The organism is Bradyrhizobium sp. USDA 4452 (assembly GCF_054063575.1).
This window is the reverse complement of the sequence record NZ_JBSSGK010000001.1, coordinates 2,154,217-2,174,843: the sequence shown is the minus strand read 5'-3', so window position 1 is coordinate 2,174,843 and position 20,627 is coordinate 2,154,217. Positions and strand designations below refer to the sequence as shown.

Here is a 20,627-nt window from a genome sequence, read left to right as displayed (position 1 = left end):
CATCGGTAGGAGCGGCGATGCCGGACCTAGAGTTCATCCGCGGCGAAATCGAGCGCATGCGCGTGCAAGTAGGCCGACAACGGAAAGAGATATTGACACTGGCGCGCGCCGGGATCGCGACCAACTCAGCGGAAGCCCTGCTGCAGCGCATGCTCGACAAGATCAATGCGCTCTGCCTTGAGCGCGACCGGCTCAAGGCCGCGCTGCCCAAGTCGAAAGGCAAGGTCCTCGGTGGACCAAACTGGTAAAGTTGGGCGCGCGTCCATTTTCACTAATCCACCGTGGCTATGGACAGGCCGAGAATTTGGATAGCATCTCAACCGGGAAGCGAGGAGGGGCTGTGTCTCGGAAGATCGGTAAGGTTGCCCCGGCAACCGGACTGAGCCTGCTGGAACGTCTTCGGCGCGTCGAGACATGGCGTCGGAGCCGCTTCGAGCGTCTGCTTGCGACTCTTCCGGACAACCGTACGAGAGATCGTGCTATCAGGGCGGCGCGGCTGTATTTAGCCGTTGGCGTTCGCATCCAAGCCATAGAACGCGGCATTGAGCTTTCGTGCCATGACCCACTGACTTCGCTTCGCATGCAGTGATTGACGACCCAGACTGACACACTGCTGTGCTCGAATTGTCGCACAAGAGGCAGCGCGGCTTACTCCCCTATGCCGGCACTGTCGGCAGCCAGCGCTATTTCAACTTGGTCCGCGAGGTTCGCAAAGTGTTCGGCGAGGCGTGTGTATAACGCTCGCTTGGCTTTGTTGGTCGCGAGATCGCGCACAAGAGCGGCCTCCGCGGCATCGCGGCGCAGTTTCTCAAGGCTTGCGACCATGTCCTTCATTCGGGCGACGGCGGCGCGTTGAGCCGTTCGACTAACTGGATCGCCTCATCCATCTGGCGGGCCTTCGTGAGGAGTGCCTCGCGCTGCTCGCCGGGCGGCAAAGTGTCCGCTTTCTGCCGGAGTCGTGCGGCCTCCTCGGCGAGGCGAGCCTCCAGCGGTGTAGCGTGCTTAGTGCGGCGGCGTGGAACAGTCATTAGCAGTTCTCCCTAAAGCGAGATTTATCTCCCCTGGGAACTTACGCCAGATTTTTATTTTCATTTTGCGGAGGAACTATCTGGATCGAGGTGCTTCGGCCTGTTCCACAGTTGCAGCAGTGCCGCCCGGGGGACGCTTCCCAGTGCGCGACACTTCGTGCAAACCAATCGACTAGCTAGATCGTGCACGCAGGTGGTGGGCACGTGCCGCAGGGCGGCAAGATCGACATCACGTTTCGCCCCGCACCGACTGCACTTTATCTCAAGCCATACGAGCCCAGCATTCAGGGCCTGATCTATCGTAGGGCTGGGATCGACGGGGCTACCATCAGACCACATGCGTTCGTTCCACGACTGACAGTCTAAGCCATCAGCCTCCCGGATCAGGGCCTCGCCCTGAGCACGCTTTTCCGCCGCGCGTTCGGCGAGGATCGTGGCCATAGCGCGGGCCTTGCGCAGCTCCTTCGAGAGAGCCTTGCGTTCGCCGCCACTGAGTGGAGTAGGGTGGTGTTTCAGGGCCATCGCCCATTCTGGACAAGCGGGCCAAGCTTCGCAATCGGTCCGAGGGTAGGTCAAGTAAAAGGCCCCAACGCGCAAGAGCGCCGGGGCCTTTTGGACTAACTTGCACCTATTCAGCGATGAGGCGCTGTCCGAGTGCCGCCCTGATCGCTGCCCGGGCCGGAGCCGCCTTGACCCGATGCGTCGGGAGCTACCGTTCCACGCCGCGACCTGTCGTTGCTCATTCCAACCGTGCCGCTGGTTCTGGACCTTCGATCCGTGTTGCCCATGGAGCCTCGCTCCATGTTGTTCATGCCAGGCCTCTCAGTCTGGGGCTGCGGTCCGGTGCCTTGCGCGAAAGCCGGGCCACACACGAGGGTGGTCGTCGCGACTGCAATCAACAGTTTCTTCATTTTGCATTCTCCGTGTCTTTGCGAAGGGCCAACGGAGCCGAGCAATCAACGTTCCTCGGCATACATTTCAATGTCGTGAAGGGAATTTTGAAACTAACGCCGATGAAAATCGTGACCGCGGATCGCTCAAGCACTGGCGATAATAAAGCGAAGGACAAAGTAGGCGCTGAAAGCCACCGCGGCGGTGGCTGCTATCGCAATCAGGATGCGCCACACTTCAACGGCTCTGTGATGGTTCTCAGGTTTGTGCTCGATCACACGCTCCATGACTACCGAGGGGCGCTAGTCTCTGCGCGCGAAGTCGGTCCCAGTCCCCCGGGAGGCGCAAGGGGCTGGGGCCGACGGCTCAGGTGCTGACCTAGAGCTGAAGTTGGGAACGGTGCTGTCTCGGGGGACGTTCCTAACGCTTCGACGATTTCCTCGCCTTCTTGGGTTTTGCGAAGCCGAGGCTTGTCTCGATCCGCGTGCGCAGATTGCCGACCTTCTTGATGGTCTTCTTGATTGCAGGCGTGGACCGGCGCGTCTTCTTGGCCTCGTGATCGACCTCATACTTCTGACCGCCAGCAACGCGCGCCCGATCCTGATTGCGACCGCGTGCTGTCTGCTTTTTCTTTGCTGCTAAGCGCCTCCCGCTGTGTTCTTGAAGCTCGAAACAAGGCCGGGGCCTCTCGGTTCCAACGCGGATAGCGGGCAAAACTCTAGCTCTGGGGTCGGCCTGTTGACCTCGGTGCTATATTCGGCGGGCACCATTTGAGTCGCGAGCCCGCACCATGCCAAGCAAGCCCCAACGTAAACTTCCGCTGAATGCTGCTCGTCCTGCCTATAGGACGCTTGCAGGCTGGGCATTGGGAACCCTGATCGACGAGGGCGCTGTCGTCGAATGCCCGCACCATGGCCACCGGATCGACCGCGCTGACCCCGACGCTTGGAACCGGGCGAGGGCGGAGGCGTGGCGTAATCCTTTCCCCGGAGCGTCGCCGGAGGCCTGCATCGCAGCGCTCGACGAGATTGCCCGGGGCATCGGCGATAGCTGCCCGGATTGCTGATCACGGACTCCACTTCGGCAGGACACGTCTTATATTCGGACTCACCCCCGCAAGGTGTAGGCCAGTCCGCTCGGCGGACGGCGCCCATCTTGAGGCGGGCCTCACTGGCGCGGCCGTGAGGGCTGCCGTGAGGGGACTTCCGTCCGGCTCGGGGTTTCGGTGCGAGCCGAGTCAACCGGACGTGACGGCTCCGGACGTCGATTGCCGCGCGCCATCCACTCCGCAAGGCGATTTAGACTTCGCCGCCATGCCTGCGAAGCTTGTGCTGACCGAGTATCATCGTTCATGGCTCCCTCGCTCATGTCGGCGGCTGCAAGCCGGGAGATCGGAGCCACTCCTCTATATTGGATGCGGTCTCCGCCTGTCTGGCCTTTTTAAGAGCGGCATGCTTGGCCTCGCCAATCGGCAATTCCTGAGCCATCGCTCTGAGGCGCTGCGCTTCGTCGCAGAGGCGTTCATGGAGGGATTGAGACTGTTTGAAACGACGACGCACGATCCGTGGCTCCCATCGGTGATGAGAACGCCATCACCGCGCTCCCGCCCTCCAACGGAAGGGACAGCGCATGGTCATCAAGCGGTGATGGGATGTAAACTGTCGGGTCGGGTAGAAAGTTTCTATATCGTGCGTTAGCTTGCGGGAACTTTGATCGTCCTGCAATTGCCCGTCGAACGCCCTCCGAGCGCACCATAAACCCAACAGGGATCCTTTTTGTTGGCACAGCATGCCACTGGACGGTTCAGCGGACTCGACCAATGTTAGTGGGGAGCCAAGATGTGACCGATAAGGTTTGGTCGCAAAGCTTATCAGTCGGCGTATTCCATAACATTCGATGGGCGAACGCGAATCGTTTCAAAATTGTGAATGCGGCTTCCCTCAGGCGCCAAATCTGACCCGATGGTGTGGCCACTTTGCGTCTAGGCCACCAAAGCAAATCGACGACAGTGTTCAAGATAAGCTGCTTCGTGCGACGCAACCAAGGAAACGACGCTGCTCCAGAGCCAACTTGGCGCGTCCAGCGACTTGCTCTTGGATCCGGCAAGCGTTCGAAGCCATCGCTTTCGCTCTGCACCGTCCATCTGGCGCCCATGTGCCTTGCCCACGACCGTCGCTAGATACTTAGCAACATCCTCAGCTTCATCTTGAGCCATAGAATCGAAATCGAATTTCAAATCTTGCGGCAGCAGCTCCCGAATGAATACCGAGCGGTTTCCGATACTGCCGGCCACCATCCGTTCTCCCAGGTTTGGCGAAAGATTTTTAGCTCCCTCGACGACTCGGTCGCCATTCGACTTGGGCATGCGAGTCTTCTTGTACCGCGGAGCCGATGCCGTCACCGCTTCCTTGATATCCATCAACGCGTATTCGGCCGACCGGCCTGATCCGACTTTGACCAAAACGGCGTAGCGCAAAAGCCCAAGCGAGCTGCAGCCCTTTACCCAGTAAGCAGCATCGGCGACTTTGAGCCGGCAATCATCCTTGCGCGATTTGAGCGTTGTGATCAGATGCTGAAGGGGGCTAGTTGCAAACAGCTTCTTGATTCGTTGGCGTTCCGAGTCCGATATCGAAAGAAACTTTTTGCCTAGCGGGATCGTGGGTTTTGTGTTTCGGATCCGCTCTTCAGCGAGTTGCTTCCAGGTGCGCCGTGCTGACTGCCGCACCACCAGGCGGATTGTTTTCGGCATGTCGCGCAAATCGTCTTCTGAACGAAGCGCCTCCTCATAGCCTGCGATCATTGCTTCCATCATCTTGGCCGCGGTGACACCGGGTAGGTTGGAGCCCCGCGAGGCTGTCGTGAGCGACAAAGCCAGGCGGATCAGGTCGTGAGACGGATTGCCAATCACGGTCTGGTCAAGATCACGTATCTGTACCCGTATCTTGCCATCTGCGTCCGCCAGAGGCCCCAAATTGCCTGCGTGACAATCGCCGCAGATCCAGACCGGAGGCCCCTCCGGCAAAGTGCCTCGTCGTTGAGCGTCCAGCCACTCATAGAACTTGACCGTGCTTCCGCGAACATAAGCGTGGGCCGAACGGGCCATCTTCAGCGTTTGTTGTGTCTTTAGAATGCCTTGCCGCGTCGAATCCTGGTTGCTCACACAAACCTCTCCAGCCCAACCGAAATAGGTTCCGCCGGATGGAACTTCACGGCAGCGTTAAAGTTCCGCCGGCTTGAGATGGCGGGCTGCGCATTACCGGGGCCGGCGCCTCCGCGGCGCGGTGGCGAACCTTAGCCCAAGAACCTTAGCTCTGGGCCGCACCGCGGCTTCACTTCGGTTCATCTCCACGGCAATGTCGACGGCGTAACGGCCTTCAGCGATGAGCTTTTGCAGAGTGCCGTCTTCAGCGGGATCCCAGGGTCGGTTCTTCGGCATCGTGATGCAAATCAGTCTTTGAGGCCAATTCGTACTGGTGAGCCTTCTCCAGCAGTGCGTCTCTAATCGGGCCGGGCGGAAGAAGAGCGGCCTGTCTTCGTGCTTCGTGTGCACATTCAGAGCTGACTTCTTGCTCTCTCGTCATGGCTCGCCTCCAGCTCCTTGCGGACGGCCGCAGCAGAATTCCCGACTTTATCGACCGCCTTACGAAGCTCTTCCTTTGAGACACCGAGCGCGTGAGCCCAGCATTTCATTTGATCAGGCGCGTGCACGTTGATCTTTGAACGCTCAAACTGATCTTTCTTTGTAAGGCCGTCCATTCCCGAATAACCCGGGATCGGGCGCTCCGTTCCTAAGTAGGAACCGGCCGCCGCTTCCTTGAGCAGGTGCGGGCACTGCAAAAGCAGTATGGAAGCGACCGGACCTATCGGCAAAAGCGCGTGTAAAAGGCAAATCTCAAGTTCAAACGCCGTTCGCGTCAGCCTCGGTCTGATTTGGAAGGTCAGCCAGCTTCGATCGCTCGAAAGGCGTCACAGCTGGAGAAACCCAAGGGCCTGATCGCGAGTAAAGCGCAGCGCGGGGGCACCTGACTCCGGCCGATCAACCAGGCCTCACCGTCGCAAGAAGCACGCTAGTTCTTCCTGGGTGGGTCTCCGAGAGAACCCCGCTCACATCTGGCTCCGCTACGCCCTGATCAATATCATCGGAGCTGTTGCACGCGCATCTCATGCCTGCGCCACACTGGCAACCCCTCGGGTCTTTCGTCCAGGCTAGGAGTGGATGGTTTTCGCAGACCCAGCCCAGACCGCCGCAGATCGGACAATTGGGGTTGATCATGCCGCGAGCAGACGCTTGTAGCGCCGGTAAGCGTCAATGGCGTTGTTCGCAAGCATCAGCGGCCGATGCTCACCAGCCCGCGCCATGTCGTCGATATTTCGGAGAAGGAAGCGGCTCGCGTCGGCTGCGTCTGTGATTTCGCCGGAGCGCTCGAGGAAGTCCCAGGCGATCTGAATGGACTTCTCCACGAGGACTGGCAGCGGCTCGCTCATAGAAGCAAAACAAGCCTCGAGCTCGACGGTTCCTTTTACGACATACACCTGGCCGGCGGCAGATCCGCCGAAAGGATCGCGCTCATCTTCCTAAGCTCTGACGGTACGTCGGTCAGAGAGCGATCGTCGTGAACGGTGCACAATTGCGTCGCACAACGAGGTTCGGGCTTTCGAAGGAAGCTAACGAACGTAAATTAGTCACAGGCTCACAGGGCGGGACCGGCCACATGCGGCGGACACTGCTGATCAATCCTTTCCATCTGCTCGCCGAAACGCCCGGCCAGCGCGCGGATCCGCCTCAAAGATACACACCGGTGTGCGATCGTTGCGGCTCAGATGACATTGTTTGTCACGCAACGATCCAGTGGAGCAATGAGGCTCAAGACTGGCAATTGACGAGTACGTTCGGGCAGCCGGCGCACTGCAATCGCTGTAAATCGCCGTGCGGCATGGAATGGCTTGCGTTCAGCTAGTCACGTGCGGCCATCTGCTGCAAGAGAGGTTCTTGCTGGTCCCACTCGACTGGAAGCGACTTGAGCAATTTTGCCAGGTCAAGCCCGACGGGTTGTTGGCCGTTGAGAATTGCTTCCGTGAGCGTTGGCGAGAGCAGCGTCAGGCGGAGCACCCGGCAGAGGTAGGATTCGTTGATCTTCTCGGCCTTTGCCAATTCGCGGACTGAAGTAAATAGGTTCGACTCGATCATGCCCCGCCATCGATGAGCGCGAACGTGCGCCTTGATCATGGTGTTGTCGATGCGTGTGGGAGCCGGGGACCAGGGCGATGCGTCAGCCGGGGTAACAACGCGCTTCCGACCTCCCTGTCGGCGGAGCGCAATTGGGATGCTCACAACAATCGAGCGTCCATCACGGCTCAATCTGGGGCGGCCGGGTGAGCCGATGGTGATGGGAGCTGGGCGAGTCATTCCGCGGCCTGTAGGAGGTTTGGCTGTGTAGTGAGTTGGGCGGTTAATGAAGTGAGCCCCTCAACCCTAAGGGTGGTGTCCAGACTGTTAGACCTAATATCGGCACGTTCAACGAACAGCTCAACAATGCGAGCTTGCTCGGCCGGGAATAGCTCATTCCATAATTCGTCAAACCCGACTAGCGCGTCGCGGACTTCGTTTTCAGTAACGTCCTTGCGCTGCTTGCGGGCTGCACGCCAAGTCTGCACGATCACCTCAGGCGTTTGGAGTAGAAGGCGAACTTGATCAACGACGATACGCTCGATCTCGGCAGCCGGCACCATTCTGACCGGACAGTCGGACCTGCCCTGCTTCAGAGCTGTCTGGCTGATGTAGTAGCGGTAGAGCCGGCCAGATTTCCGTGTGTTGGTTGGCGTCATGGCTGCCCCGTCAGGAGCGAAGAGGAGGCCTCTCAGCAGCGCTGGCGATCGCGCGCGGCATTGTTCGCCCGCTTGCGGGGGCTCTCCTTCAAGATGCCATGCACCTGGTCCCAGAGCTTGCGATCGATAATCGCTTCGTGCTCGCCGGGATAAGATGTGCCTTTGTGCACGGCTTCGCCGATATAGACCCTGTTGTGAAGGATCTTGTACAGGACGCCCTTGTCGAGCACGTGGCCGTATCGGTTTTTCGCGCCGGCGGCGACGAGTTCGCGAGCCAGCAGCGTTGCCGACTTAAGTTGGACGAAACGTTGAAAAATTGACCGCACCCGTTCAGCATCTTGCTCATGGACGAGTAGCTTGCGATCGCGGACCTCGTAGCCGAGGGGTGTCCAGCCTCCCATCCATTTGCCACGCTTGCGGGACGCGGCAACCTTGTCACGGATGCGCTCACCGATAACCTCCCGTTCGAACTGGGCAAACGTGATCAGGATGTTCAAGGCCATGCGGCCCATGGCGTCTTTGGTATTGAAGGACTGAGTCACGGAGACGAAGGTCGCTCCGTGCTGCTCGAATAGCCGAAATTCTGAACCTCTCCATTCGCACGCTGCAGTCGTGGCGTCTCCGAAGCGCCGGTCCGCCGTTTGTGCAGGTTGGCCGCGCCGTCCGATACCGCCGACGCGATCTAATTGGCTGGATCGAAGCGAACACCTGCGGCGGATCCGTGGAGCGTCAGTCGTGCAGATAAAGCTCCCTGACCCATCAAGCGATCATTCGGACGAAGAGCCGAAAACATATTCGGTATATCTGGGGCGTGAGCGACTCGGACGCTTTGTTCGCATTGGTCGGAATGAGTTCGATGCGTTCGACCGGGGCGACCAACCGTTGGGCACCTTCCCCAAACAAAAAGAAGCGGTTAGCGCAATTCGTGCAGCAGTGGATCGATGCCTATGAGTTGGCAAGCCACCGCCTGGGCGATCAAGCAGAAAACCGGATCAGCGAGGCGCAAAGCAGTTTTGCTTGCGCTTGCCAACTACGCGGACGCGGACGGAGTCTGTTGGTCTTCCCAGGAGAGGCTCGCCAGGGACACCGAGCAGTCCGTTGATTCCGTTCAGCGTCATTCAAATGCACTAGAGGAGCTAAAGCTCATCAAGCGAGAAGCCATGCCAAAGCGACGGGGGCACTACGCTGGCTATCGCTATAGCCTGGCCATGCACGCAGACCAACGAGAGGGGACAGAAATGGGTTCGCAAGCGCTCGGCTTGCGGTCCGACCAGGCCGCAAAATGTCGAGAGCCCACGCCGCAGAGCCTGCGGTACAAACCTTCCATAGAACCTTCAGATAAACATTCACGCACAAAAGGCTCCTTCGAGGGCGTGGAAGCCCGCCTCAAGGCCTTCCAGGCAAAGCAGGAGTCCGTGGAGGTCATTCAACATCGGATAGCTCAAAGGATTGGCTATGATGGCTGGCTTGTTCTGGGCGATATGAATGACAACCAGCGCCAACGGCTCACCAGACTCGAGCGTCAGGGCAATTTGGACGATCAGACGCTTCGCAGCGTGGTGTTTGCGGCGCGCAGCCTGGCGCGATCGCAAGGGTGACGGGCGCGGAGGCCCGGGGGGGCGAAAGTCTAGGACGCCCCGACCACCCGACCGGTGTGGGTGGTTCGTACGCAAAGTTCTGGAATTAAATACAAAAAGCCACACGTAGGCGTCCATTAAGACGACGGAGAATATGCATGATCAAGCGGAAACACTCGCCTGAAACCAAAGCTCGCATGGCAGAACTTATGCGCTCGCGTAGTGCCGAAATAAGCAGGCTTACCAAGGAGCGAATGGCAGATCCTGAAGTGAGGAAGCGAATTCGAGATGGGATGCAAGCCGCTTCGGGAGAGGCGACGGAAATTCAGGTGCTCCGGATGGCCTGGGCGGCTGCGCGGCCATCTGCTCGAACTCGGTTTCTTACCGAGTTGACGAAGGCCGATGAAGATCGACAAGAATGAAAAGAATGTGCAGGGTGGAGGCAGCTGCCAAAATCATCGAGGGACGGTTCAGCAGATCAGTTCGTCGATCCCTACCTGACCAGTGCGGCACCGCAGCCTAGTGTCCTGGCGCGGGAAGCTGGGTCACCTTCCTTTGGTCGGCCAGCGGCTGACTTCTTCCATAACATCCCATACACGAAGCCTATCATGCTTGAGGTGGCGGTGGTCGCGGATACCTGCCATCAAGAACAGGATGCTGCCCTTGCGCAATCGGTGGCTCTTTTCAGTACCGCACCATTTCTACGGAACCGAATTGATCGGGCGGTGTTTCTCTAAATTAGGTCCTAACCCGAGGGGTCAGGGATAGGATTGGCATGGACACCTCAAACCGCTTCGAAGCCGCACAGACTAGCGACGACCGGTACCGTCTTCTCGTCGAAGCAATCACTGATTACGCGATCTACATGCTGGATCGCGAGGGTCGCGTGACCAGTTGGAACCCCGGCGCCAGGCGCTTCAAGGGGTATGAAGCGGATGAGATCATTGGTCGACATTTCTCGACCTTTTACACAGATGCTGAACGGTCGCAGAACGTGCCTGCAAAAGCGCTGGCAGAGGCCGAGCGTACCGGTCGTTTCGAGCGCGAAGGCTGGCGCGTTCGCAAGGACGGCTCTCAGTTCTGGGCGCATGTTGTCATCGACGCGATCCGCTCGCCTCAGGGAGAGCTTGTCGGCTTCGCCAAAATCACCCGCGACTTGACCGAGCGAAAGGCTGCCGAGACAAAGCTGCGCGAAAGCGAAGAACAGTTCCGATTGCTGGTTCAAAGTGTTACCGACTACGCCATCTTCATGCTAGATACCAGCGGCCACGTGGCGAGTTGGAACGCCGGCGCGCAGCACATTAAAGGTTATGCCCCTGAAGAGATCATAGGCCGGCACTTTTCCGACTTCTACACGGAAGCCGACCGCGCCGCTGGGCTGCCGCGGATTGGCCTGGAGACGGCAACGCAAAACGGACGCTGGGAGCACGAAGGCCAACGGGTCCGAAAGGACGGCACTGTGTTCTGGGCACACGTCGTAATCGACGCAATACGGGACGAAACAGGCACCCTCCTCGGCTTTGCCAAGATTACACGAGATGTCACCGAACGGCGCGAGGCGGAAGCCGCGCTGCACGCTGCGCAGGCGACCATGATCCGCTCGCAGAAGCTGGAAGCGATCGGGCAGCTCACCGGTGGCGTTGCTCACGACTTCAATAACTTGCTCCAGGTCATCGGTGGAAACCTGCAACTGCTGAGCAAAGACATAGTGGGCAATCCCCGGGCCGAGATGCGGGTCCAAAACGCCCTCGGCGGTGTCGCCCGCGGCGCGAAACTTGCCTCTCAATTGCTTGCCTTCGCGAGGCGACAGCCGTTGGAGCCAAGAGTTGTGAACGCCGGCCGTCTCATCAAGAACATGGACGAGATGCTTCGTCGCGCCCTCGGTGGAGAGATCGAAGTCGAAACGGTGGTCGCGGGTGGACTGTGGAACAGCCTCGTCGATCCAGATCAACTGGAAAATGCGGTCTTGAACCTCGCAATCAACGCTCGCGACGCCATGAATGGCGAAGGCCGGCTCACGATCGAGGCAAGCAATGCCTTCCTCGACGACGAATATGTCCGCCAGCATGACGAATTGTCTGCGGGGCAATACGTGATGATCGCGGTCACCGATACCGGCGTCGGCATTCCGCCAGATATTCTGGAACGTGTCTATGAACCATTCTTCACAACCAAGACGGAGGACAAGGGCACGGGCCTCGGCCTCGCTATGGTTTACGGCTTCCTCAAGCAGTCCGGCGGACACGTTAAAATCTACAGCGAGGTCGGTGCCGGGACTACGGTCAAACTATACTTCCCGCGAGCGGTAGCGAGCGAAGACACGCTAATCGGGGCTCCGGCCGGTGAGGTTCGAGGCGGAGAGGAAACCGTACTCGTGGTTGAAGATGACGATGAGGTTCGCGAGGTTGCGGTCTCGATGCTCAGCGAGCTCGGCTACCGCGTGGTTAAGGCGCGAGATGCGGCAAGCGCACTCGTCGTCGTGGACAGTGGCATTCCGATAGACCTGATATTCACCGACGTGATGATGCCCGGCAGCCTGCGTAGCCCGGCCTTGGCGCGAAAGGCCAAGGAGCGATTGCCCAACGTCGCCGTACTATTCACATCCGGCTACACGCAGAACGCCATCGTGCACGGCGGACGGCTCGATCCCGGGGTGGAGCTCCTGGCCAAGCCTTACACGCGCGAGGCACTCGCGCGGAAAATCAGACACGTATTGGCGAATCAAGCTCAACGGCGCGTGGCTCAAGGGTCACAACACTCGGCCCATGCAAAGACTATTAGGGATGCGACCGTGTTGCTCGTCGAAGACGACCCGCTCATCCGCCTAACGACGACGGAGATGCTGAGCGACATCGGGTGCGAGGTAAAAGAGGCCAGCACGGCACAGGAGGCCCTGAAGATCCTTGATGAGCAACCTGTGGACGTTTTACTTACGGATGTCGGCCTTCCTGGAGTCTCGGGACTGCAGCTCGCAAGGGACGTCCAGGCGCGTCGGCCCGATCTACGCTTGGTTCTCGCAACAGGTGACAGCGGAGTAAAAGCTGAAGCCGCACGACTGGGCGCGCTATTAATCGTGAAGCCTTACACCCCAGAGTCTCTCCGCCAGGGGTTGGAAAATGCGATGAAGAACCTTCGCTGACTAGATTTGCCTCGCTTGATGGCTAACATAGCCCGCCGGGCGCATCTCCCTGCCGTCCGCCGCCCGCGGCATTTGTCGTCAATGACCAGCCAGTCGCGCGGGCCCCTCAGGCAATAAGGAGCTGCAAGTATTTAAAAGCGGCCTCTTTTGGGGTAAAAATGTCCCAACCGAGCCATCTCTCGTCTTTAACTGCGGCCGTCGTAGAGAGAGGAGATGGCACGAGCGAGGGCGGATGTCGGACGATCGTTTGGATGGGCTTAGTCGGATTGCGCTTGCCGCGTTGGTCGACGCCATCCCACAACTTGCGTGGATCGCAGACGCCTCCGGCGACAGATATTGGTACAATCGTCGCTGGTACGAGTACACGGGCACTGATTTCGAACAGATGCGAGGCTGGGGTTGGCAGAAGGTTCATCACCCAGACCATGTGGATCGCGTCGTCGCGAAGATGAAAGTGTCATTCGCAAACGGGACGCCGTGGGAAGACACGTTTCCGTTGCGGGGTAGGGACGGCACTTATCGATGGTTTCTTGCGCAAGCGCTTCCATTTCGTGATTCCGCGGGCCAGATAATTCGTTGGTGCGGAACGAACACTGATATTACTGAGCGCAGAGAGATCGAGAACGCGCTTCGCGATAGCGAAGAGCAGCTGAGATTACTTGCCTCGATAGTCCACTCAAGCGATGACATCATCGTAAGCAAAACTTTGGATGGCATCATCTCGAGCTGGAACGAAGGTGCCGAACGCGCGTTCGGTTACATGGCGGCGGAGGCAATCGGACAGCCCATTACAATCGTCATTCCGGAAAGCCGCCATGCTGAGGAACGGGAAATACTGTCAAAGGTACGGCGCGGAGAACGCATCGAACATTTCGAGACAATTCGTCAGCGTAAAGATGGTACGCAGATTGTGGTTTCTTTGACTGTTTCTCCTATCAAAAACATAGCGGGCGTTATCGTTGGCGCTTCTAAGATCGCTCGCGACATTACCGAGCAGAAACGCGTACAGGAGCGAATTTCCGTACTTGCACGGGAGGCCGAGCACCGAAGCAAGAATGTGCTCGCCAATGTGAGCGCTATGGTCAATCTGTCGCGGGCCGATTCTGTCGATGAACTAAAACAGTCGGTGCAGGGACGCATCCAGGCTCTCGCGAACGTTCATTCGCTTTTTGCAGCGAGTCGCTGGATCGGAGCGGAACTGACGCTGATCCTGAAGCAGGAGATGGCCCCCTATTCATTTGGCGCGAATGATCGGGTTCGCACGAACGGACCGCAAGTATTGCTTGAACCGGACCTGGCGCAAGCGATTGCCATTGTCGTCCACGAATTGGTGACGAACGCTTCTAAATACGGCGCTCTATCCACAAGCCACGGCTGTATTGACGTGACGTGGTCCGATTCCGACCGGAAGTTGCAGCTTGTCTGGGCTGAGAGCAATGGTCCGAAAGTGGAGGCGCCGAGCCATACAGGCTTTGGTAGCAAAATCATTCAGGTAATGGCTGTCGAGCGAAAGGGAGCCGTGACTTTTGATTGGCGTCCCGAGGGGATGGTGTGCCGGATTAGTTTTCCGCTTTGATCGTATGTCGGCGACGACCTGCTCCTCAAGGTACGCTCACGGATTCCTTGGAGCTCAATGTGAACCGCAGCGGCGAGCGTTCTGCGATCACCTGGCCGGTAAAGCTGAGCAGGCGCTGGAGTGTCAAGGCGCAGGAATATCCCAATCAGGCAAACGCTGCCTCGCGTTCAGGGGGAGCATGATTGCAGGTCTGCTGCTCTTTTGGCGTGGAGCGTTCTTCGGTGATGATGGCAAAGCTCGACAGTTGCGCGGGTCCAAAGGCCGTCGATATAGCAACGTCCGCAGCATCGCGACCTCGCGCAATCACAATACGACCGATGCGCGGATGATTGTGTCGAGCATCGAAGGTGTACCATCGGCCGCCAAGATAGGCTTCAAAACAAGCACTGAAGTCCATTGGGGCAGGATCTTTTGGGACACCAATGTCGCCGAGATAACCTGTGCAATAACGAGCGGGAATGTTGAGGCATCGACAAAGTGTGATGGCTAGATGAGTAAAATCCCGGCATACGCCTCGTTGTTCGTCATGTCCCTCCGCGGCTGTTCGATCGCAGCGCGCATGGTGATAGCCGAACTCGAGCCGGTTATGGACATAGTCGCAGACGGCCTTGGCGAAGCCAATGGCAACCTGCGCCGGGTCGAAGTATCTGTCGTCACCTATCCTCATCGCCGCTTCAACGCCTGTCGGCTTCAAGAATGGATTGAGCCGATTGGCCTCCTCTGGAGAGACCAACTCGACATCAAGGCCCATGCGGCGACCTCGCTCAAGGTCGCCCTTGATAACCTGCGCGTCTTGCGGGCGACGTGCGATTCTGAGGCTGCGCGAGTGCACCCAATCTAGAGGCTGCCCGGTTTCTTCCGTGAACGTTTCGATCTTCCGACATGCGTCCTTGATGAGGCCGATCATTAAGTCGCCTTTGCGAACGCAGCTCACCATGCCTGCCGCGCGGGGTGACGTTTGCGATCCGATCTCATGCTTATCGATCAGAGCGACGCTGAGACCTTTGCGTTTGCTGAGGTAGTAGGCAGTCGCCGCGCCCAATGCGCCAGAACCAACAATAATCGCGTCGGCCTTGCTAATCATGGTGCAAAGCCCTCGACATACAATGGCGATGACCAAGATTAACACGCGGCGGGGGCCATGACCACTACGCTGTCCTAGGGCCGCGTGACCTTGTTCGCCAACCGCTCTGCAAGTCCGACGGGATGTCTTTGGCGGCTGATCGCCGATTCATGCAGCTTCCTAGTCAATTGCTGTTCGTAGCGGATCGCGGCCTGGCTCGGCTTTCTGATATCGAGAGCCTGGTCTGCCGCCCCCGATGCTCTGGTTCTTGTTGATGATGTTGGTAGGGCGAGACCAGACCGCGCCCCAGGAAATACTTCTTTCACGTTCGACACGAAACGATCACGCGCGACCATGAGGGGAAGAGCTGGCAGACCGACTTGCTGCTTGGAGCGAGGCAACGTTCATGGCGGGTCGGATGCTGCAAGACGTTGACGGCAAACTTAAGCCGGGCCGCGATTGGGAAATGGAAGTCACCGACGAATTTTCCCGGCCGCTTTTCCGCTTGGTGATTTCCGCTCAACAGCCCTCCATGGCAGGAGGACGAGGGAGGCGCGCGATTGAGCCCCGCTTCCAAGCTCGCATCCGGTCGTCTGCGAAAAGGGATGGCCGGCGCGGATGAACGGAGATGAGGAGGCGAGACCGTAGCCGCGCCATGACCCGCGTCGACGTCGTCCCGAAGCGTGCCTCAAGAACGTGGAACGACAATCGAAAGGAGGATTTTCGTACTTCCCAACCTTCGCATCCGAAGCGAACAAAAAACCCCAGTCTTCCGAGGCTTTCTCGTTAGGGGTGCACTCGGTCACCACTTTTGGCGATCGTACCAGTCGTTGACTTCCTTTTCGGCCTGATCCTTACAATCCATTTCTGAACTCCCGCTTTACTTGCCTTCGGGAATCCAAGTGGTGCTCGCACGATCATACTTGAAACGAGGAGCGTTCTTGAGATCGTCCTTTGTATCGTCGAGCGTGAGGTACCATTTGTCGTCCTTCTTTTCGGCCTTTACCGCAGTGAAGGGTACGATCACGTCCTTTTCGCCGGCACCCAGAAAGCCACCGACCCCGATGACGAGGCCGGTCGCCTTGCCCGACTTGTCCACGAGAACGTCGTCGATGCTCCCACTCTTCGACTCCTTAGGATCATAGACGTTCTGTTTGTAGTAGTTCGTGACCGTCCAGCTTTCCGTTGGAGCGGCCACCATGGTAGTTTCCGCATGTGCGCCAGAGGCGAGTGCTGCCGCCGCGATGTACCCGATAACAAGATTTTTCATTGGATCTTCGCCGCTCAGTTGGATGTGCAGACCTTGATGCTCTTCATGCCCGTCTCTGCCTCAGAGCGCGTCTTGTAAACGGTATCGCCGTTCACGACCGTCGTCTCAGATGTAGTCGGCTTCGTCTCGGTGATGGTGCACTTCTTGGTCTCCACGTCCTGTACGACGTAGTACGAGTCAGCGGCGAACGCCGGGGTAACAAAGGCGGCGATGACGGAAGTCGCTACAATAGCTTTAATGTTCTGATGTTTCTCCTCCAGTTGGCCGTGCTGACGGCGACTGAGGGAACTGAACAGCAGAGGAAAGGTTCCTTCTGGTGGAAGGCGCTTCGGTCCCGGTGAATGAAAAGCGTGGACCCGGAAAACTACACGAGCAACAAGTCGCCGAGTCTGCCATGCATAAGTAAATGCAGGAACCACCATCCTGCCTCAGACTAGGCAGCATGTTCAGGTTCGATCACACGGATGGTGTGGAGTACAGCTTCGTCGGACTGGCGGCCGGATCGTCCATCGCGCTTGTCGTCAGCGTGATCTGTCTCCTCATCTGGTGACGCTCGCCACCTCCAGGCGTCGCCCACGGCCCCAGCTAGTTTCCACGCTGGGGCCGTTCCTTTCTTTTTCAGGCGAATAGGGTGTTTCGGCCACTGACGCTTTGACCCAACACCTTTGCTGTGGCCCCGTTGACGAAGTGCATATCGGAGCAGGGCGGGGCAATCGACTGCCTCGTAGGCCCCATCATAGTCTTCCAGGAAATGCTGGACGTTTTCGCTCGTGATTGGGCACAGAAATACAGAAATATGAGCGGCTTGACCATGATTTAGAAAGAGGGCGCCGACCCGGCGTCCTTACCCCGCTAGCTCTCTTAGGATGCGGTCGCGGTGCTGAATGTGGAGCACCTGGCACGAGTAGAAGTTTCCGAGCAGTTTCCTGGCTTGCGTCAGGTCGTGACCATGATCGGCGAGCAGCTCTATAAGCTCTTCTTGTTCCGCAATGTGCTTCTTGCCTTGCTCAACGTGCCGCTCGGCTTGCTCCAAATGCTGAAGCTGCATTTCGCGATGTGCTGATCGAAGGTCGTCCGGCATTCGCCGCGCTCGCACGCTTATGCAGGCGGGAGCGCGCTCGGTCTCTCAGCCACCGACGCCTACGGGCAGAGCCTCGGTCGGTGATAGCGGGATAATGAGCCGATGTGGCATGCGTTGCAAGTAGCTTACTTTGGGTACGCAATCAGCTCCCACTTCGCGTCTTCCTCGGTCGGGAACGGCTCGTGCGTTTTGTGCCCGGCGAAAGTAGCCGGGATGCTCTCGAACAAGAGCTTCAACGATGCCCCTACCAATTTGAGGGTGCGCTCCAACCGCTCGGAGTCATCCGGCGGGCGGTAGATTAGGCGGTCATTCGCTACGATGCAGGAACTGTGACGCATGGACAAGCCTCGGAACCAAGCTGGGATCGTGGTAGATCACCGCGCAAAAATAAATAACATGGGTTGCATTCGACAAGGCTAACGTCGAGGAACGGGCAAGTGAGTTCGGTTGGTCAAATGCGCTGCGGTGGCCAAGAGCGTGGGCTCAACTCCACTTGCCTCAGCCGGTCCTTCCGCTCGGGCCGTTTCTCGTCAGGCCAGCGGATCTTTCCTCAACTGGAGCATCCTAATCCGCTCTCGTGTGAGTGAACAGCTTGGCTTCCAAAGTTTCATCATTCGAACTTGCGCGAAAATTGCCGGGGTGGCCAGTTCTCCACCTTGACCAATGCGGATACCTGACGCCTCGATAGGGGCGATCTGGCCGCTTCATGAAGAAGGCAGTCCTTAGAAATCATTTCCGAACTGCTTATGCGCTTCACTTATGTAAATGGATGGGAGCGATGCAACCCCTATGGTGCCGGCATTCAATTAAGGGACGCGCCATGTATGGCACCGAAGTTACGGCATTGCTGCGCACAATATTGGACGAGGTCTGTACTGTTTCCGCCGGTAACAGAACCAAAGCTTACGTTGCGTCAAAGCTGCTTGAAACAGCAGCAAACGGCAAGACGACTGCCAGCGATTTGAGAGACGCCGGGCTCCGCGCTCTCGAACAATGCCCGGTCTGACCACCGAGAAAATTGCACTTTGCTTGCTTATGCTGGCTTTTTACTTAGGGCTTGTGTGGATTACGCTTGCCCAATTCAGGCGCCTCGATGCAATCATCTCCGAAGACGCTCCGTGGCACTCCAGGCGCATGCGGTGGCCGTTATCGGAGGCGGTTCGCGAGCCCGCTCCTAAACCAGCCGCAGGCTTAGCTGCCGGCAATTGCCGATGTGCCGGTCAATGATGCCATGCAGCCGCGCCGGCCCTCAGTCTGCCGCAGGTCGCAGCGCCGCTGGATCTCGCGGGCGACGTCCTCGGAGACATCCTCGGACCCAGCGCTGGCGGTGTTGAAGCCGACGACCCGAGCGGGTCAGAATATTCGCCGGCCGTCAGGTCCTGAATGACCGTTTCGAGATCGGCCGCCTTGAGGTCGGCTTCGCTCCATGCCTGGCCGATCGGGTCGAAGTCGCCGGCCACCAGGTAGACGGTCTGATCGGTCGAAGGGACGATCGACGGAATCCAGCCAGTCCGGCGCATACGCAATTTCACGCGATGAACAGCCTCAAGATAGGGGCCGCAGCGCATCGAGGCCAATCCGGTGGTTAAAATGCCACGGTGATCGGATGGCCTTTGCTGCTCAGCTGACGCAATGTAGCGAAGCGCTCCGCGCTAGACCAGCATGGCAAGCTGCAGCGCCGCGATGCCCGAAATGATGGAGTACGCAGAGGCTGCTGACGATGAGCGTGAGCCAAAGCTGATCCATGTTCATGAAATCAGGAGAGGAGCGCATCGTCCCTGGGTAGGGAGCGCTTCGCGCTGATCTCGGAACAATCGGAAAACGTGCCATAGAGCTGTGCAAGGTCGGAGGTACTCGCAGCACTCCGCCCCTCACCCTCGACCGAGCACCTCTCCTGTAGCCCTGTTGACTAAGTGCATATTGGCGCACGCCGGGCAGTCTACTGCGTCATAAGCATCCTCTTCGCCCGTATCATAGTCTTCCAGGAAATGCTGGACGTTTTCGCATCTGCGTAGATGCTGGACTATTTTCCGATATTCTTCGACGGTCTCTCGCGCAAACTGGCGCAGTTGTCTCGACTTGAGTGCGTCGAGATCGCGTTCAATGCTTTCTATCAAGGCTTCGGCTTCCTCAAATGTCTTCATGGCCGCTGGCATTCGCTTTTTAGCTCCGGTCCTCAACTATAAGGATACCGCGTCGAAGCAACGTTGATCTGGCTCAAAGGGGCAAGCGGCCTTACTCTCTTGCCGTCTCACTGCGAGGGGTGGAACTTCTCGTTCAACTTCTCCGTCTGGAGCCGTTTCGCCTGCCTCAGTTCGGCGGACAATTGGCGCAACCTGAAAGTGGCAATCGCTATCGTTGAACGGAACCGTGACGCCTGGTCCTAATCGCATCGGGTCACGCCCGATTTTTAGTTGCCGACCCGCGGCCACGCGCCGAGGGCTTTTTCCAGTCCGTGATTCTACGGAGTCGAAAAGGCCCCGACCGGAGGAGAAGCGCGTCGGGGCCTTCGAGGCGAACTGCGGAAAGTGAGCCGATTAGCGGCCTAGTCCTGTCCCTTCGCCATAGAGCTCCCGCTCGCGCTGTATCTGGTCGCTGCTGAGTGGCTGTGCCGCCGGATCGAAGCCCTTCCATCCGGACTGCTGCCACGTCGCCGTGCGCTTGCTCATGTCGACTGATGACTGGTCGAGCACTGCCTCTGCTCGACTGCGATTCTGGTCGTTCACGCGCACAGAGACGAGTGTTCCGCCACGACGCACGCCCTCGGCGTATCGCGAAGCGTCTTCTTCCGGAACGCCCGCTTGGGTTAGCGCGCCGATGATCCCCCCCGTTGCGGCGCCCGCGGCAGCACCGGCTGCTGTGGAGACGAGCCATCCAGCGGCGACGACCGGTCCAACGCCAGGAATTGCAAGCAGCCCGAGGCCGGCGAGCAGACCCGCGGCTCCGCCCAGTCCTGCGCCGATGCCTGCACCCGCGCCGGCGCCTTCTGCCCGGTCGTCGACGCCATCGCGGTCTCGATCGACTTTGCCACCCCGGCCATGCCAGCCCTCTCCGTTGTTTTCAACGACGCTGATATCGGAAGAGGGGACGCCGCTCTGCTCCAGTTGCCGGACGACACGTTCGGCGTCGGCATAGTTGTCATAGAGGCGAGAAATCGTGGTTGTCATGCTGGTCTC

24 protein-coding genes and 1 pseudogene are annotated in these 20,627 nt (G+C 58.6%); 9 read left to right on the top strand and 16 right to left on the bottom strand.

The features are described 5' to 3' along the window. Positions 1–17 precede the first annotated feature (17 nt). Positions 18–248: a hypothetical protein gene (locus ACVISU_RS10335; RefSeq protein ID WP_456706877.1), complete on the top strand. Its 231-nt coding sequence runs from the start codon at positions 18–20 to the stop codon at positions 246–248. Between the two features lie 400 nt (positions 249–648). Here the strand turns inward: ACVISU_RS10335 and ACVISU_RS10330 are convergent, their stop codons facing one another. The 10 genes and pseudogenes from ACVISU_RS10330 to ACVISU_RS10285 form a co-directional block, all read right to left on the bottom strand. Further along, on the bottom strand, positions 649–834 hold the full coding sequence (locus tag ACVISU_RS10330; protein ID WP_456706876.1) for a hypothetical protein: 186 nt from the start codon (positions 832–834) through the stop codon (positions 649–651). Then, the gene (locus ACVISU_RS10325; RefSeq protein WP_456706875.1) at positions 831–1,028 is read right to left on the bottom strand and encodes a hypothetical protein; all 198 of its coding nucleotides are present in this window, start codon (positions 1,026–1,028) and stop codon (positions 831–833) included. The genes ACVISU_RS10330 and ACVISU_RS10325 overlap by 4 nt, the downstream gene beginning before the upstream one ends. A gap of 60 nt (positions 1,029–1,088) precedes the next feature. Further along, a complete protein-coding gene (locus ACVISU_RS10320) occupies positions 1,089–1,550 on the bottom strand; it encodes a hypothetical protein (protein ID WP_456706874.1) in 462 nt (153 codons plus the stop codon). Positions 1,551–2,339: 789 nt separating this feature from the next. After that, positions 2,340–2,561: pseudogene (locus ACVISU_RS10315) on the bottom strand (DUF3606 domain-containing protein); the annotation flags it as partial. A 1,339-nt stretch (positions 2,562–3,900) separates the two neighbouring features. Next, positions 3,901–5,079: a DUF2252 family protein gene (locus ACVISU_RS10310; RefSeq protein ID WP_456706873.1), complete on the bottom strand. Its 1,179-nt coding sequence runs from the start codon at positions 5,077–5,079 to the stop codon at positions 3,901–3,903. 392 nt (positions 5,080–5,471) lie between these two features. Then, positions 5,472–5,675, bottom strand: a complete 204-nt coding sequence (locus ACVISU_RS10305; RefSeq protein WP_456706872.1) for a DUF3606 domain-containing protein — start codon at positions 5,673–5,675, stop codon at positions 5,472–5,474. A gap of 513 nt (positions 5,676–6,188) precedes the next feature. Beyond that, entirely contained in the window at positions 6,189–6,404 is a 216-nt protein-coding gene (locus tag ACVISU_RS10300) for a hypothetical protein (protein ID WP_456706871.1), read from the bottom strand. A 469-nt stretch (positions 6,405–6,873) separates the two neighbouring features. After that, a complete protein-coding gene (locus tag ACVISU_RS10295; protein WP_456706870.1) occupies positions 6,874–7,107 on the bottom strand; it encodes a hypothetical protein in 234 nt (77 codons plus the stop codon). A gap of 215 nt (positions 7,108–7,322) precedes the next feature. Continuing rightward, complete coding sequence (locus ACVISU_RS10290; protein WP_456706869.1) at positions 7,323–7,745, bottom strand: zinc ribbon domain-containing protein; 423 nt, start codon at positions 7,743–7,745, stop codon at positions 7,323–7,325. 32 nt (positions 7,746–7,777) lie between these two features. Next, entirely contained in the window at positions 7,778–8,287 is a 510-nt protein-coding gene (locus ACVISU_RS10285; protein WP_456706868.1) for a recombinase family protein, read from the bottom strand. A 29-nt stretch (positions 8,288–8,316) separates the two neighbouring features. Between ACVISU_RS10285 and ACVISU_RS10280 the strand changes: the two genes are divergently transcribed. The 5 genes from ACVISU_RS10280 to ACVISU_RS10260 all read left to right on the top strand — a co-directional run bounded on the left by ACVISU_RS10280 (position 8,317) and on the right by ACVISU_RS10260 (position 14,037). After that, on the top strand, positions 8,317–8,490 hold the full coding sequence (locus ACVISU_RS10280; protein WP_456710796.1) for a helix-turn-helix domain-containing protein: 174 nt from the start codon (positions 8,317–8,319) through the stop codon (positions 8,488–8,490). 202 nt (positions 8,491–8,692) lie between these two features. Beyond that, entirely contained in the window at positions 8,693–9,343 is a 651-nt protein-coding gene (locus ACVISU_RS10275) for a helix-turn-helix domain-containing protein (RefSeq protein WP_456706867.1), read from the top strand. Between the two features lie 137 nt (positions 9,344–9,480). Next, positions 9,481–9,744 (top strand): hypothetical protein, encoded by a 264-nt coding sequence (locus ACVISU_RS10270; RefSeq protein ID WP_456706866.1) that lies wholly within the window; start codon positions 9,481–9,483, stop codon positions 9,742–9,744. Positions 9,745–10,097: 353 nt separating this feature from the next. Beyond that, complete coding sequence (locus ACVISU_RS10265; RefSeq protein ID WP_456706865.1) at positions 10,098–12,461, top strand: PAS domain S-box protein; 2,364 nt, start codon at positions 10,098–10,100, stop codon at positions 12,459–12,461. Between the two features lie 232 nt (positions 12,462–12,693). Next, positions 12,694–14,037: a sensor histidine kinase gene (locus ACVISU_RS10260; RefSeq protein ID WP_456706864.1), complete on the top strand. Its 1,344-nt coding sequence runs from the start codon at positions 12,694–12,696 to the stop codon at positions 14,035–14,037. Positions 14,038–14,182: 145 nt separating this feature from the next. On the opposite strand, the gene ACVISU_RS10255 is transcribed toward ACVISU_RS10260, so the two are convergent. Beyond that, entirely contained in the window at positions 14,183–15,121 is a 939-nt protein-coding gene (locus tag ACVISU_RS10255; protein WP_456706863.1) for an FAD-dependent oxidoreductase, read from the bottom strand. A gap of 385 nt (positions 15,122–15,506) precedes the next feature. Between ACVISU_RS10255 and ACVISU_RS10250 the strand changes: the two genes are divergently transcribed. Further along, complete coding sequence (locus ACVISU_RS10250) at positions 15,507–15,722, top strand: DUF6894 family protein (protein ID WP_456706862.1); 216 nt, start codon at positions 15,507–15,509, stop codon at positions 15,720–15,722. 258 nt (positions 15,723–15,980) lie between these two features. Here the strand turns inward: ACVISU_RS10250 and ACVISU_RS10245 are convergent, their stop codons facing one another. Both ACVISU_RS10245 and ACVISU_RS10240 read right to left on the bottom strand, forming a co-directional pair. Beyond that, positions 15,981–16,370, bottom strand: a complete 390-nt coding sequence (locus tag ACVISU_RS10245; RefSeq protein ID WP_456706861.1) for a PRC-barrel domain-containing protein — start codon at positions 16,368–16,370, stop codon at positions 15,981–15,983. A gap of 14 nt (positions 16,371–16,384) precedes the next feature. Then, positions 16,385–16,609, bottom strand: coding sequence for a hypothetical protein (locus ACVISU_RS10240; protein ID WP_456710795.1), 225 nt, complete (start codon positions 16,607–16,609; stop codon positions 16,385–16,387). Positions 16,610–17,247: 638 nt separating this feature from the next. Between ACVISU_RS10240 and ACVISU_RS10235 the strand changes: the two genes are divergently transcribed. After that, the gene (locus tag ACVISU_RS10235) at positions 17,248–17,433 is read left to right on the top strand and encodes a hypothetical protein (protein ID WP_456706860.1); all 186 of its coding nucleotides are present in this window, start codon (positions 17,248–17,250) and stop codon (positions 17,431–17,433) included. Positions 17,434–18,271: 838 nt separating this feature from the next. Continuing rightward, complete coding sequence (locus ACVISU_RS10230) at positions 18,272–18,457, top strand: hypothetical protein (RefSeq protein WP_456706859.1); 186 nt, start codon at positions 18,272–18,274, stop codon at positions 18,455–18,457. 214 nt (positions 18,458–18,671) lie between these two features. Here ACVISU_RS10230 and ACVISU_RS10225 read toward each other — a convergent pair whose 3' ends face one another. The 3 genes from ACVISU_RS10225 to ACVISU_RS10215 all read right to left on the bottom strand — a co-directional run bounded on the left by ACVISU_RS10225 (position 18,672) and on the right by ACVISU_RS10215 (position 20,618). After that, positions 18,672–19,019, bottom strand: a complete 348-nt coding sequence (locus ACVISU_RS10225) for a hypothetical protein (RefSeq protein ID WP_456706858.1) — start codon at positions 19,017–19,019, stop codon at positions 18,672–18,674. Between the two features lie 303 nt (positions 19,020–19,322). Then, on the bottom strand, positions 19,323–19,595 hold the full coding sequence (locus ACVISU_RS10220) for a hypothetical protein (RefSeq protein WP_456706857.1): 273 nt from the start codon (positions 19,593–19,595) through the stop codon (positions 19,323–19,325). A gap of 393 nt (positions 19,596–19,988) precedes the next feature. Beyond that, the gene (locus ACVISU_RS10215) at positions 19,989–20,618 is read right to left on the bottom strand and encodes a hypothetical protein (protein ID WP_456706856.1); all 630 of its coding nucleotides are present in this window, start codon (positions 20,616–20,618) and stop codon (positions 19,989–19,991) included. Positions 20,619–20,627: the final 9 nt, after the last annotated feature.